Origin of the sequence: Dietzia sp. MNB45, from assembly GCF_051994785.1 — a bacterium.
In the GTDB taxonomy this organism is placed as follows: domain Bacteria; phylum Actinomycetota; class Actinomycetes; order Mycobacteriales; family Mycobacteriaceae; genus Dietzia; species Dietzia kunjamensis.
This window is the reverse complement of record NZ_CP163397.1, coordinates 1698998-1712415: the sequence shown is the minus strand read 5'-3', so window position 1 is coordinate 1712415 and position 13418 is coordinate 1698998. Positions and strand designations below refer to the sequence as shown.

General features: G+C 72.7%; 12 protein-coding genes. 9 read left to right on the top strand and 3 right to left on the bottom strand.

Annotated features, from left to right (window positions below; translation table 11 throughout):
* The first annotated feature begins 69 nt into the window (after nucleotides 1-69).
* The gene (locus AB5G72_RS08265; protein ID WP_440221391.1) at nucleotides 70-1176 is read left to right on the top strand and encodes a M24 family metallopeptidase; all 1107 of its coding nucleotides are present in this window, start codon (nucleotides 70-72) and stop codon (nucleotides 1174-1176) included.
* A gap of 245 nt (nucleotides 1177-1421) precedes the next feature.
* Here AB5G72_RS08265 and AB5G72_RS08260 read toward each other — a convergent pair whose 3' ends face one another.
* Nucleotides 1422-1829: a pyridoxamine 5'-phosphate oxidase family protein gene (locus AB5G72_RS08260; RefSeq protein WP_069389236.1), complete on the bottom strand. Its 408-nt coding sequence runs from the start codon at nucleotides 1827-1829 to the stop codon at nucleotides 1422-1424.
* A 105-nt stretch (nucleotides 1830-1934) separates the two neighbouring features.
* Here AB5G72_RS08260 and AB5G72_RS08255 point away from each other — a divergent pair, with 105 nt between their 5' ends.
* Complete coding sequence (locus AB5G72_RS08255; RefSeq protein ID WP_067714487.1) at nucleotides 1935-2714, top strand: SDR family NAD(P)-dependent oxidoreductase; 780 nt, start codon at nucleotides 1935-1937, stop codon at nucleotides 2712-2714.
* A complete protein-coding gene (locus tag AB5G72_RS08250) occupies nucleotides 2711-3940 on the top strand; it encodes a cobalt-precorrin-6A reductase (RefSeq protein ID WP_259822662.1) in 1230 nt (409 codons plus the stop codon). Before AB5G72_RS08255 ends, AB5G72_RS08250 begins: the two co-directional genes overlap by 4 nt.
* 41 nt (nucleotides 3941-3981) lie before the next feature.
* Here AB5G72_RS08250 and AB5G72_RS08245 read toward each other — a convergent pair whose 3' ends face one another.
* The gene (locus AB5G72_RS08245; protein ID WP_440221390.1) at nucleotides 3982-4914 is read right to left on the bottom strand and encodes a precorrin-3B synthase; all 933 of its coding nucleotides are present in this window, start codon (nucleotides 4912-4914) and stop codon (nucleotides 3982-3984) included.
* Nucleotides 4915-4983: 69 nt separating this feature from the next.
* Between AB5G72_RS08245 and AB5G72_RS08240 the strand changes: the two genes are divergently transcribed.
* Genes AB5G72_RS08240 through AB5G72_RS08230 form a run of 3 tightly spaced genes read left to right on the top strand, consistent with a single transcriptional unit; the run spans nucleotide 4984 to nucleotide 8264 of the window.
* A complete protein-coding gene (locus AB5G72_RS08240) occupies nucleotides 4984-5889 on the top strand; it encodes an amidohydrolase (RefSeq protein ID WP_185950543.1) in 906 nt (301 codons plus the stop codon).
* Nucleotides 5889-7484: an apolipoprotein N-acyltransferase gene (gene lnt, locus AB5G72_RS08235; protein WP_120283185.1), complete on the top strand. Its 1596-nt coding sequence runs from the start codon at nucleotides 5889-5891 to the stop codon at nucleotides 7482-7484. Before AB5G72_RS08240 ends, lnt begins: the two co-directional genes overlap by 1 nt.
* Nucleotides 7485-8264: a polyprenol monophosphomannose synthase gene (locus AB5G72_RS08230; protein ID WP_440221389.1), complete on the top strand. Its 780-nt coding sequence runs from the start codon at nucleotides 7485-7487 to the stop codon at nucleotides 8262-8264.
* A gap of 118 nt (nucleotides 8265-8382) precedes the next feature.
* Here AB5G72_RS08230 and AB5G72_RS08225 read toward each other — a convergent pair whose 3' ends face one another.
* Entirely contained in the window at nucleotides 8383-8727 is a 345-nt protein-coding gene (locus AB5G72_RS08225; protein ID WP_067714504.1) for an RNA polymerase-binding protein RbpA, read from the bottom strand.
* Nucleotides 8728-8884: 157 nt separating this feature from the next.
* Here AB5G72_RS08225 and AB5G72_RS08220 point away from each other — a divergent pair, with 157 nt between their 5' ends.
* The 3 genes from AB5G72_RS08220 (at nucleotide 8885) to AB5G72_RS08210 (ending at nucleotide 13408) form a co-directional block, all read left to right on the top strand.
* On the top strand, nucleotides 8885-9241 hold the full coding sequence (locus AB5G72_RS08220; protein ID WP_154830698.1) for a hypothetical protein: 357 nt from the start codon (nucleotides 8885-8887) through the stop codon (nucleotides 9239-9241).
* Nucleotides 9238-10986: an alpha/beta hydrolase gene (locus AB5G72_RS08215; protein ID WP_440221388.1), complete on the top strand. Its 1749-nt coding sequence runs from the start codon at nucleotides 9238-9240 to the stop codon at nucleotides 10984-10986. Before AB5G72_RS08220 ends, AB5G72_RS08215 begins: the two co-directional genes overlap by 4 nt.
* A 67-nt stretch (nucleotides 10987-11053) precedes the next feature.
* Nucleotides 11054-13408: an excinuclease ABC subunit UvrA gene (locus AB5G72_RS08210; RefSeq protein WP_366219869.1), complete on the top strand. Its 2355-nt coding sequence runs from the start codon at nucleotides 11054-11056 to the stop codon at nucleotides 13406-13408.
* Nucleotides 13409-13418 lie beyond the last annotated feature (10 nt).

Here is a 13418-nt window from a genome sequence, read left to right as displayed (position 1 = left end):
CGGGAGCGAGTAGCTGCCGTCAGGCTAGTCGGCTCCGGCCCACTGCGGCCCCGGCCTACTGTGGAGGACATGAACAGCCCCACTACGCAGATCCACTCGCACCGTCTGGCAGCCGTCCGCGATCGCGCGCGGGACCTCGGGATCGACCACGTGGTGGTGTATTCCGGCGAGGACATGTCCTACCTCACCGGTGAGCGCATGGACTCGCACGAGCGGCTCACCGCGCTGGTCGTGCCCGTGGACGGGGCAGAGCCACTGCTGGTGCTGCCGTCGCTCGAACTCACCGACGTCACCCGGCGAGCCGCCGACCGCGTGGGCGCGAGGATCCACCCGTGGGCGGACGGGACCGACGCCATCGCGCTCGTCACCGGGTCGGTCGCCGGGCGGGTGGCGGTGTCCACCGCCCTGCCGGCGTTGCACCTGGTGCCGCTCCAGGACGGAATCGACGGCGAGGTGGTCCTCGCCTCGGAGGTGATCGACCACGTGCGGGCCGTGAAGACCGCGCACGAGGTGGGCGAGCTCGCCGAGGCCGCCCGTCGCATCGATGCAGTGCATGCCCGGATGGGGGAGTTCCTGCAGGTGGGCCGGACCGAGGCGGAGGTGGGCGAGCTCATCACCGCCGCCATCGAGGCCGAGGGGCTCACGCGCGCCGAGTTCGTGATCGTCGGCTCGGGCCCGAATGGCGCCGACCCGCACCACGGGGTGTCCGACCGGGTGGTCGAGACCGGGGACATCGTGGTGGTGGACATCGGCGGGCCGCTGCCCAGCGGCTATCACTCCGACTGCACCCGGACCTACTCGATGGGCCAGCCCTCCGCCGAGGTCGCCAAGACGTACGCGGTGCTGGAGGAGGCGCAGCGCCTGGCACGCGAGTCCGTCCGACCGGGGATCGCGATCGGCGAGGTCGATGCCGCCGCACGCGAGCACCTCGCCGCGGCCGGGCTCGGGGAGTTGTTCATCCACCGCACCGGGCACGGGATCGGCCTGGGACTGCACGAGCCGCCGTTCGTCGCACCCGGAGCCGATACCGTGCTGGAGGAAGGGATGACCTTCTCGGTCGAGCCCGGCGTCTACACGACCGGGTCGTGGGGCGCGCGGCTCGAGGACATCGTGGCCGTCACCGCCGAAGGCCGCCGCGACCTCAACGACGGCGAGCGCGGCCTGCGCGTCCTCTAGAGTCGGCGGACGCCAGCCTGCCCGCATCCGCTCCCGCCCCTGGCGCCTCGCCCCCGCCCCTGCACGCGTCCGCCACAGCCGCCCCCGGGCATGTCGTCCGGCCTGCGCCTCGGCTCACGCGAGACGCCATGGCGGCGGGCGGCTATGACCGAGTAGGCGAACCCGGGAGATTCCTCTGATTCCGTCCGGCAGGCCGCGGCCCGGCGCGCACCCAGCGCGCACCCGCCGAGCGCCCGGCCGCGGTGTCAGTCGCCGGTGAACATCTGCTTGGAGCCCAGGACGCGATCCACCTCTATCGCCAACACCACCCGCTCGGGGTTCGGACTCGGCTCGCGGTACCGCAGCGCGTAGCGGCGCTCGCCCTCGCGGACCGAGTCGGGATCCTCGAGGAGGCGGATGGTGCCCTCGAAGGTGAGCCACCGTCCGCGGTCGACGTGCGAGACCGCCGCGCGGCCGCCACGCCGGGCGTTGGCCGCCTTCTGCGATCCCCGCCGGGTGATGACGCGCGCCAGCCCGCCCTCCACGTCGATCGTGAAGCCCACGGCGACCACGTGGGGCGAACCGTCGCGCCGGAGTGTGGTCAGGCTGCCGAGGTGGTATTCGGACAGGAACCGGTGTGCCTCGTCAGAGAGTTCTGCCATCGAGTGGGCCATGACGCCGAGCCTGCCACAGTGAACCGACTGCAGTGAGCCGGCCGCAGTGAGCGGACCGCAGTAAGCCGACGCAGAGCGCGACGCGGTACGTGGGACACTGGGCCCATGCCCACATCCGCAACCCCGTCGTCCCGGTCCGAATCCGGCGGTGAGGTCGTGGTGGTCTTCGGTGGCCGCAGCGAGATCGGTCTGGCCGTCGCCCACCGCCTCGCACCCGGCCGCACCGTCGTGCTCGCGAGCCGCCCCGGTGGCGACGTCTCCGCGCTCGAGGCCCCACTCCGGACCGCGGGCGCCGTCGCGGTGGAGCTCGTGGACTTCGACGCCGACGACCTCGACTCGCACGCCGCGATCGTGGCGGACATCGAGACCCGGGTCGGGGAGATCGACATCGCCGTCCTGGCGTTCGGCATCCTGGGCGACCAGGAGGTGGCCGAGCGCGATTCCCGGGCCGCGGCCCGCATCCTGCACACCGACTTCGTGGCGCAGGCCGCGCTTCTCACGGTCCTCGCCGAGCGGATGAAGCCCCGTCGCCGCGGGGTTCTCGTGGCGTTCTCCTCGGTCGCCGGGCAGCGGGTCAGGCGCGCCAACTACGTGTACGGCTCGGCCAAGGCGGGACTCGACGGGTTTGCCTCCGGCATGGCCGACGCCCTGCACGGCACGGGCGTCACGCTGGTGATCCCGCGTCCGGGCTTCGTGATCGGCCGGATGACCGAGGGCATGGACCCCGCACCGTTCTCGTCCACGCCGGACCAGGTGGCGGACGCGGTGGTCGACCGGGTGGAGTCGCGCACGGCGGGTGTGGTGTGGATCCCGTGGCAGCTGCGCGTGATGTTCGCCGTCGCACGGCTCGTCCCGCAGCCGATCTGGAGGCGGATGCCGCGGTGAGCGCTCCACCCCGGTCGGGCGCCGACCCGGCCGCCGTACACCTTGTCGGCACCGGTCCCGGCCCCGTCGATCTGCTCACCGTCCGCGCCTCCCGACTCATCGCCATGAGCGGCACCGTCCTGGCCGAGCCGGGTCCGATCGGCCCTGGGGCGCTGGGACTGTGCCCGTCGACGGCCCTGGTCATCGACGCCTCCGCGCTGTCGCCGACGGACGCCGCCGCGAGGATGCGTGAGGCCGTCGACCGCGGCGACCGGGTCGTCCGGCTCTATGCGGGCGATCCCACGGACCACCCCGAGCTGCCGGCCCACACCGGCGCCCTCGACGCCGAGGGGATCAGCTGGGAACTCGTGCCCGGCATTCGTTCCGGCGCCCCTGTCGAGGCCCTCCGGGACGCGCGGCCCGCGCCCGCCCCGGAGGCCCCGCGGTCTCAGCCCGTCGCCCCGCCCGCGACCGCGATGCCGGGAGGCTCGCCCGGCCTGATCCTGGTGCTGGGGGGCACGGGCGAGGCCCGTCGACTCGCCGACCTCATGGTCACCGCCGGGCTGGACGTCGTCACCTCGCTGGCGGGCAAGGTCACGCGGCCGAGACTCCCCCGTGGGGAGGTGCGGATCGGTGGCTTCGGAGGTGCGGAGGGATTAACGCACTGGATGCGCGAGAACGGCGTCAGCGCCGTCATCGACGCGACCGACCCGTTCGCCGACCAGATCTCGGTGTCCGCGGTCCACGCCGCGCGCGAGACGGCCACGCCGCTGCTCCGCCTGCACCGCCCGCCGTGGACCGAGCAGGCGGGCGACGAGTGGATCCGCGTCCCGGACATGCAGACCGCGGCCCACGTGGTGCGGGAGCGTTTCCGCCGGCCGATGCTCACGGTCGGCAAGCAGGGCGCGTCCGCGTTCGCCGGGGACACCCGGGGGTCGTATCTCATCCGGTGCTCCGAGCCGCCCCCCGGGGCGCTGCCGCACCGCTACCTGCTGGTATTGGACCGGGGCCCCTTCGGGGTGGAGTCCGAGCGGACGCTAATGTCCCGCCACCGGATCGACGTGCTGGTCACCCGCAACAGCGGCGGAGCCACCTCCGAGGCCAAGCTCGCCGCCGCCCGCGACCTGCGCATACCGGTGGTGATGGTGGACCGGCCCGAGACCCCGCAGGCCCCTCGGGTCCCTGAGACCGTGCACTCCGTCGAGGACGCCGCCCGCTGGCTGGTCGAGCGGTTCGGCGCGCGCTGAGCCTGCCCAACTGCTGAGCCGACCTCACCACAGAACCGACCTCACGGGAAAGCCGTCACCCAGGGCGATTCGGCGTCGAAGATCATCCCCATCGGTGCCAGCACCCGCACCACCTGCTCCGCCATAGGTTCGGTGAGTTCGTGCAGGCCGATGACCCGGTCGGCCGAGACGGTGGTCGGACGCTCCACCGCGCCGAGGAATTCGGCGAGTCGGGCGGGAACGACGCCGTCGGGCACCACGGCGAGCAGGCTCACCAGCCCATCGGCGGTGTCGATCCAGCCCACCCTCGGCACGTCTACATCCGTAGCAGGAGGGTTCGTCGGTGCGACGGGAGCGGGGATGGTCCGGGGGTGGGATCCCAGGGCGTCGACGACGAGCTGGTGCAGGTCGCCGGACCCGGGCACTCGCGTCGGTCCCGCCGAACCGGTGAGCTTCACGGCCGCGTCGACCAGTACGGTGGCGGCGTCGGCCACCGCGACCCGGAGCGGGACGGGGTGACCGGCGACGTGGACCCGCGCGCCGCCGTCGGACCCGTCCACCGCCACCGCCAGGTCGGGGGAGTGCGCCAGGACGTCGCCCGACCCGTCGTCGATCCCGAACAGCACCTGCCCGTGCAGGGCGTCAGCCGCGTCGCGGGCGAGCAGCGCGGCCCCGAGCCCCGTCGGCAGGTCGCCGACGTCGTGATGCCCGCCGAGCCGGCCGGCCAGGGGCGAGGCGATGATGTCGCGTCCCCTGGGGTGGGCGACTGCCTCGGGCAGGCCCGCGGCCTCGAGGTCCCGCACCGCGAGCTCGATCGGATCCCGGTCCGCGCCCACGATCCGGGCTGCGCCCCTGGCCGTGAGCTGGATGCCGCCGCGATGTCCGGCCGCGAGCTCCGCCAGGGCGGTCCAGTGCTCGGGGCGCAGCCGGCCGCCGGGAAAGCGCAGGGTGTCCCCGGGTCGGGACGACCCGGCCGCGTGGTGGGAGTCGTTCATGAGCACCCAGCGTAGGCGCGGGGGGTGGGCGGCCGGGCCGCCGGTCGGTGCTCGGGGATAATCGCCCGCATGACCGCTTTCCTGGCTACCGGGGGCCGGGTGCTCACGCCCGCCTCACGAGACGCAACCGCCCTGGCACACGAGAACGGGCTCATCGTGTGGGCCGGCTCGGATGCCCCGGGCCCCGCCCTGTTCCCGGGTGCCGAGCAGGTCGACCTGGAGGGGGACTGGGTGGCCCCGGCGTTCGTCGAGTGCCTCCCCGAGGGCCTCGACCCGGCGGTCGCGGCCGCCGGCGGCGTGGTGCCCGCCGGTCTGCCGCGCGCACACGGGCTCGAGGAGGTCGAGGAGCGGGTGCGTGCGGGGGAGCGGGTGGTGCTCGACGACACCGTCGACCCGGCGCGCCTCGCGACCGAACTCACCCGCCTCGCCACCGAACTCGGCGGGCCGGCGGTCGCCCGGTGCATCCCGGTCCTCGTCGGCGGGGCCGGGGCCGGGAACGCGGACGGCGACACGCTCGCCGCCCTGGCCGCCGTGGGCACGGTGAGCCTGTTGCACCCGCTCGTCGATGACCTGACGGGGATCGACCTCGTGCGCATCGCCGCCTCCGGCGTGGCGCTGGCCGCGTCCACCCGGGCCGGTGACGAGGTCCGGCCGTGGGACGCCCTGCGGGCCCTGACCTCCGTCGAGGGCGGCCGTGGCCTGTCCCCGCGGGCGGCGTTCACCGCGACCACCCGGGGCGCACACCGGGCGGCCGGCGCGCGCGACGGCACGGCGGGCACCCTCACCCCGGGCACGGCGGCCACCTTCGCGAGGTGGCGGACCGGGGAGCTGGCCGTGATCGCCGCGGACGACGCCGTCCAGCGGTGGTCCACGGACCCGCGCTCCGGAGTTCCTCCGATGCCGGATCTCACCGGACCCGACCCCGTTCTGCGCGCGCTCGTCGTGGACGGCCTGCCCGCCGGCCCCGCGACCTGATGCCCCTGCTCACCAGGCTGGCCTTCGCGGCTGCCGCCGGGGCGCTGCTGGCGGCCTCGTTCCCCCCGGTGGGTCTGTGGTGGACGGCGCTTCCCGCGATCGCCGTCCTCGTCGTCGTCCTGTCCCCGTCCGGCGCCTCCACGGTCCGGCCGCGCACCGGCGCGCTCCTCGGGTTCACCTCCGGCCTGGTCTTCTTCCTCCTCCTGGTGCCGTGGGTGGGCCTGTACGTGGGCGCCTACGCCTCGTGGGGCCTGTCGCTGGTCGAGGCGCTGTACCTCGCCGCGTTCGGCGCCGGCGCCGCGGTCATCCTCCGGGCCGGCCTGGACCCCGGCAACCGGCGCGGCCCGCGTGCGGTCGGCGCCGTGCTCGGGGTGGCCGGCTGGTGGTCCCTGTGGGAGTGGGTCCGCTCGTCCTGGCCCTGGGGCGGCTTCCCGTGGGGACGGCTGGCGTTCGGCCAGGCCGACGGGCCGCTGCTGCCGCTGGCGTCACTGGGCGGCACCCCACTGGTCGGGTTCGCGGTGGCGTCGGTGGGGGCGGCGATCGGCGTCGCCGTCCTGCTCCTCGCGCGCCGTGACCGACCCGTCCGCGCCGCCGCCGGCCTGCTCACGGTGCCCCTGGTGACCGCGGGCCTGGTCGCCGTCGCGGCCCTCGCCCCGACCGGCGGCGAGCCCACCGACACCGTCGAGGTCGCCGTGATCCAGGGCAACGTCCCGCGCCTCGGCCTGGACTTCAACGCCCAACGCCGCGCGGTGCTCGAGAACCACCTGCGCGTCACCGCCGAGTACGCCGACGATGTCGAGGCCGGCACCGAGGCCCCGCCGGATTTCGTGCTGTGGCCGGAGAACGCCTCCGACATCTCGCCGCTGGCCGACCAGCTCGCCGCCGCCCAGATCACCGCCCTGTCCCGCCGTCTGGAGGCACCGATCCTCGTGGGCACCGTCCTGCCCACCGGCGACGGCCGCGAAGCGCACAACTCTTATCTCGTGTGGGACGGCCGTTCCTCTGGCCCCGCCGAGGGCCCGGTGGTCGACCGCCACGACAAGAAGTACATCCAGCCGTTCGGGGAGTGGCTCCCGCTGCGCGAGCCGCTCGAGGCGCTGTTCCCGATCGCCCGGACCGCCGGGCACTTCATCCCCGGCGACGGCGACCACGTCGTCACCGCGGGCGGGGTGGACCTGGGCGTGGCCATCTGCTTCGAGGTCGCCTTCGACGCCGCCGCCCGCGAGCCCGTCTCCCGCGGCGCGCAGATCCTCACCGTCCCCACCAACAACGCCACCTTCGGCCGCTCACCCATGACGTACCAACAACTCGCGATGTCCCGGGTGCGGGCCGTGGAGCACGACGTGCCCGTGCTGATCGCCGCGACCAGCGGGGTCAGCGCCGTCATCGGCCCCGACGGCGACGTCCGCGCCGAGAGCGGCATCTTCGAGCCCGCGGTGCTGGCGGCGCAGGTCGAGGTGGGCGGGGCCGGTACGATGGCAACCCGACTGGGTGGCATCCCGCAGGCGGTGAGCTGCCTCATTGGGCTCGTCGCACTGGCATGGGCGCTGGTCCGCACCCGGCAACGACCCGCGACCCGAACCGAGGAGAAGTAAGTGACCGATCCGACGACGCCGGGCGAACACGCGCCGTCCGCGCGCACCCTGGTGATCATCCCGACCTACGACGAGCGGGACAACCTGCCCGGCGTGGTGGAGCGGTTGCTGGCCGCGGCCCCCGAGGTCTCGGTCCTCATCGCCGACGACAACAGCCCCGACGGCACCGGCGAGGTCGCCGACCGGCTCGCCACCGAGGACCCGCGCGGGCGCATCACCGTGATGCACCGCGAGGGCAAGCAGGGGCTCGGGGCCGCGTACATCGCCGGGTTCCGCTGGGGTCTCGAGCGCGAGTACACGGTGCTGGTGGAGATGGACGCCGACGGCAGTCATCCCCCCGAGCGGCTTCCCGCGATGCTCGCCGCCGTCGACGGCGGCGCCGACCTGGCGATCGGCTCCCGCTACGTCCCCGGCGGCGCGGTGGTCAACTGGCCGTGGCAACGCCACGTCATCTCCCGCGGCGGCAACATCTACTCCCGGGTCATGCTGGGCGTGGGCATCAAGGACATCACCGCCGGCTACCGCGCCTACCGGGCCGACGCCCTGGCCGAGCTGGACCTCGACGCCATCGAGTCGAAGGGCTACTGCTTCCAGATCGACATGACGTGGCGCCTGCTGAACAACGGGCGCCGGGTCACGGAGGTGCCCATCACCTTCACCGAACGCACCGTCGGCCAATCAAAGATGAGCGAGTCGATCTTCCGCGAGGCCGCGGTGAACGTGGCCCGCTGGGGCTGGGAGAAGCGTCGCACCCAGCTAAAGGGTCTCGTCGGCCGCTGACCCGGTGCGCGCCGGTTCCGGCCGCACACCGACCCCGGGCACAAGTGAACGCCCCGACCCTTCGGGGCCGGGGCGTTCCTGTGCCACCGGGTGATATCCGGTGACCGCTCGGTACTACCTACCGCGCACCGGCGCGGCGCCGCTTCTTGAGCAGGTCCATCCGCTCCTTGAGCAGCTCCTCGAGCTCCTCCAGGGAGCGACGCTCGAGCAGCATGTCCCAGTGGGTACGCGGCGGCTTGCCCTTCTTGACCTCGACCGCGGGGCCGTCGATGAGCTGGCCCTCCTGGCCGTTCTTGCACATCCAGGCGCCGGGGATCTCGGCGTCATCGGCGAACGGGACCTCGTAGACCTCGCCGTTGGGGGTCTGGTACCGCGCCATGCGGCGGGGCGCGAGGTCGGTGTCCCGGTCGGTCTCGTAGCTCACCGCACCGAGGCGGCTGCCCCTGAGGACTCGATCTGCCATGCGAACTCCTTCTGCCGTGTTCGTCTGCGTCAATTCATGCGGATCGACACGACGCTGCGTGGTTCCTGCTTGTGTCAACGCCAGGGGAACCCCCAAATGTTCCCATGTCCCGACGCCACGGGCCACCCCGGGGGCGCCGCTGGGTAACCTCACACCCGTGGAACCCGACGCCCGACCCGAGCCGGCCGCGCCCCGGAGGGGCGAGGCCTCGTGTGCGTGGTGCGGCCGTCCCGTGGACGAGGGCGGGACCGGGCGCCGGCGCCGCTACTGCCGGAGGTCCTGCCGGCAGCGGGCCTACGAGCAGCGCCGGTCGCTCCGGATGCAGGACCTGCCCGAGGGCACGGTCGTGCTCACCGAGGCCGAATCGACCGACCTGATGGACCGCATGTTCCAGCTGCGCTGCGCCTGCGAGGATCTGCGGACCGCCATCGCCGAGGGCGAGGACCCCGCGGAGCTGGCCCGTATGTCCGAGGACCTGGTGGCGGCGGCGAGACGGGCAGAGCGCCTGCGGTGAGCACGGACGGCGGGACCGGCCGAGCGACAGCGGGGACCACGCCCGTCGCCGCGCTCCGGAGGTGGTGGGAACGGTGGCGCCCCTCGGTCACCGGCCTCATCGTGGCCGCGCTGGCGGCGTGGGTCTCGCTCATGCCGTCCCTGCTGCCGCGGGCCTGGTACTACCAGGGGGTGGTCACCGGCGTGTCGATGCTGGTGGGTTACGGGGTCGGCGTCGCACTGAGGACCCTCTGGCGGCGGGTCGTGGCGCCCCGCGTCACCCTCCACCCCGACCTCCTCGCGGTCGGTGACCGTCTCCTGACCTTCGCCCGTCTGGCCGCCCCGTACATCCTGGTGGTCTACCTCATCACGGCCACGGCCACGGCGATCCGCTGGCAGGACCAGGTCTCCGATCTGGTGCGCTCACCCCGCCCGCCCTGGGCGGACTACATGAAGATCCCGTGGGTCGCCCTGGCGATCTTCCTGGGGCTCCTCATCGCAGCCCGCGGCATCCGGGCGGGGTACCGGTGGTCGGCCCGCGCGGTGGGCCGCAGGTTCGGCGTGGGGGAGTACCCCGCCCGGCTCACGGGCGTCGTGATGGTGGCCGTCCTCGCACTCGGCGTGGTGCAAGGTGTGGTGCCGCGCCTGTTCTTCGGCGGCGCCAACCGTATCTTCAGCGGGCAGAACAACGAGGACCTCCCCGGCGCGCGACCGCCGACGGCGCCCGAGCGATCCGGGTCCCCGGACTCCGTCGTGGACTTCGGGGACCTGGGCCTGCAGGGCCGACGGTTCGTGAGCGGCGGCCTCGACGGGCAGCACCTGGGGGATCTGTTGGGCGAGGACGCGCCCGAGCCGATCCGGGCGTACGCCGGTCTGGAGTCCGCACCGACCGACGACGAGCGTTCCGCCCTGGTGGTGGAGGAGCTGGAGCGGACCCGGGCCTGGGAACGTGAGTCGGTGGTGATCGCCCCGACCACCGGCACCGGGTGGATCAACCCCCACGCGGCTCAGGCCATCGAACTGCTCTCCGGTGGCGACGTGGCGATCGTGGGCACCCAGTACTCGTACCTGCCCAGCTGGATCTCGTTCCTCGCCGACCGCGAGAAGGCGGAGGTGGCGGGCCGGTCGCTGATCGAGGCGGTGGTGACCTGGCGCGACTCCCTCCCACCGGGTCGGCCGCAGCCGAAGCTGTACGTCTACGGCGAGAGTTTGGGCACCCAGGCCGGCGAGGCGGCGTTCTCGGGGATCCGCGATATCCGGGCGACGGTGGACGGGGTGCTCTGGGTCGGCCCGCCCAATTCCAACCACATCTGGAACGCGCTCGTACAGCGGCGCGACCCCGGTACCCCGGTCACCGAGCCGGTGTACGCGGACGGCCTGCTGGTGAGGTTCTCGGAGGATCCCGCGGAGTTCCGCGACGACGACACCCCGTGGATCCCGCCGCACGTCCTGTACGTCCAGCACGCGACCGACCCGGTGGTGTGGTGGACCCCGGATCTGCTGTTCGACCGCCCCGCGTGGCTGGCCGAACCGCCCGGCAAGGGCCGGCATCCGGGCATGTTCTACATGCCCGTGTTGACCCTCTTCCAGGTGACCGCCGATCTCGGCAACGCGATCGGCGGATCGCAGGGCTACGGCCACCTGTACGACCATCAGATCCTCGACGGATGGGCGGCCGCGACCGGACGCGAGGGATGGGACGACGACGAGTTCCAGCGGTTCGCCCGACTGCACGCCACCGCGATGGAGCAGCAGGATCGCGGCTGACGCCCTTTCCCGCCACGGGTCCGCGGTCTAACGTTGCCGCTGAGCGGACAGGGTGAGGAGACCCGGGATGAGCGCCCACACGGCAGACACGCACGACACCATCCGCGTCCTCGGCGCGCGGGAGAACAACCTCCGGTCGATCGACGTGGATCTGCCCAAGCGGCGGCTGACGGTGTTCACCGGCGTCTCGGGATCCGGCAAGAGCTCGCTGGTGTTCTCGACCATCGCGGCGGAGTCGCAGCGGATGATCAACGAGACCTACAGCGCGTTCCTCCAGGGCTTCATGCCCACCCTGGCGCGGCCGGACGTGGACGTGCTGGAGGGGTTGACCACGGCGATCGTCGTGGACCAGGAGCGGATGGGCTCCGACCCCCGCTCCACGGTCGGCACCGCCACGGACACCGGGGCGATGCTGCGGATCCTGTTCAGCCGTCTCGCGCAGCCGAGGATCGGCGGCCCCAAGGCGTACTCCTTCAACGTCGCGTCCGCCTCCGGGGTCGGCACACTGAAGAAGGCCGACGGAACCCGGCAGAAGGCCGAGTTCTCCATCACCGGCGGGATGTGCGTCCGCTGCGAGGGTCGCGGATCAGTCTCCGATTTCGACGTCGACGCGCTGGTGGACCGCTCCAAGTCCCTGTCCGAGGGCGCGATCACCGTCCCCGGATACTCGATGGACGGCTGGTACGGCCGCATCTACTCCGGCTCCGGGTTCTTCGACATGGACAAACCGGTGGGGGAGTTCACCGATCGGGAGATGCACGACCTGCTGCGTAAGGAGCCGGTCAAGGTCAAGGCCGACGGCATCAACGTCACCTTCGAGGGCCTGATCCCCAAGATCCAGAAGTCGATGCTGTCCAAGGACGTCGAGGCGATGCAGCCCCACATCCGCGCGTTCGTCGAGCGGGCCGTGGTCTTCACCCCCTGCCCCGAGTGCGACGGCACCCGGCTCAACGAGGGGGCCCGGTCCTCCCGGATCGGGGAGAGAAACATCGCCGACGTCTCGGCGATGCAGATCACCGATCTGGCCGAGTGGCTGCGCGGTCTCGACGAACCGTCGGTCACGCCGCTACTGGATGCGCTGCAGCACACGCTCGACTCATTCGTGGAGATCGGCCTGGGGTACCTGTCGCTCGACCGCCCCGCGGGCACTTTGTCAGGCGGCGAGGCACAGCGGGTCAAGATGATCCGCCACCTCGGTTCCGCCCTGACCGACGTCACCTACGTGTTCGACGAGCCGTCGATCGGCCTGCACCCCCACGACATCCAACGCATGAACGGGCTGCTCCTGCGGCTGCGCGACAAGGGCAACACGGTCCTGGTGGTGGAGCACAAGCCGGAGACCATCGCGATCGCCGACCACGTCGTCGACCTCGGACCCGGCGCCGGCTCCGAAGGCGGTCGGATCTGCTTCGAGGGATCGGTCAGCGGGCTCCGCGGGAGCGACACCGTCACCGGCCGGCATCTCGACGACCGCGCCGCACTGAAGGACAGCGTGCGGGCGGCCACCGGGCGGATCGAGGTGCGTGGCGCGACAGCCCACAACGTGCGAGGCGTGGATGTGGACATCCCCCTCGGGGTGCTGTGCGTGGTGACCGGCGTGGCCGGATCGGGCAAGAGTTCGCTCATCCACGGCTCGGTGTCGCCTCGCGACGGGGTGGTGGCGATCGACCAGGCCGCCATCCGCGGGTCGCGGCGCAGTAATCCGGCGACCTACACGGGACTCCTCGAACCCATCAGGAAGGCGTTCGCCAAGGCCAACGGCGTCAAGCCGGCGCTGTTCAGCCCGAACTCCGAGGGCGCGTGTCCCACCTGCAAGGGCGCGGGCGTGATCTACAGCGACCTGGCCATGATGGCCGGCGTCGCGACGACGTGCGACGACTGCGAGGGCAGGCGCTTTCAGGCCGAGGTGCTCGAGTACCGGTTCGGTGGCCGGAACATCGGCGAGGTGCTGGCGATGTCCGTCGCCACGGCCGAGGAGTTCTTCGCCGGGGGAGAGGCGCGGATCCCCGCCGCGCACAAGATCCTCGCCCGGCTCCGCGATGTCGGCCTGGGCTACATCCGGCTCGGTCAGCCCCTGACCACGCTGTCCGGTGGCGAGCGTCAGCGGCTCAAGCTGGCCGCCCAGATGGCCGACAAGGCCGAGGTCTACGTGCTGGACGAGCCGACCACGGGCCTGCACCTGGCCGACGTCGCGACCCTGCTGGCGATGCTCGACCGGCTGGTCGATGCCGGGAAGTCGGTGATCGTGATCGAGCACCATCAGGCCGTGATGGCCCACGCGGACTGGATCATCGACCTCGGTCCCGGCGCCGGTCACGACGGCGGCCGGATCGTGTTCGAGGGCACCCCGGCCGAACTCGTCGCCGGTGCCTCCACTCTCACCGGCGAGCACCTGGCGAGGTACGTGGCTGCGGCGACCTAGCCGGAACCAG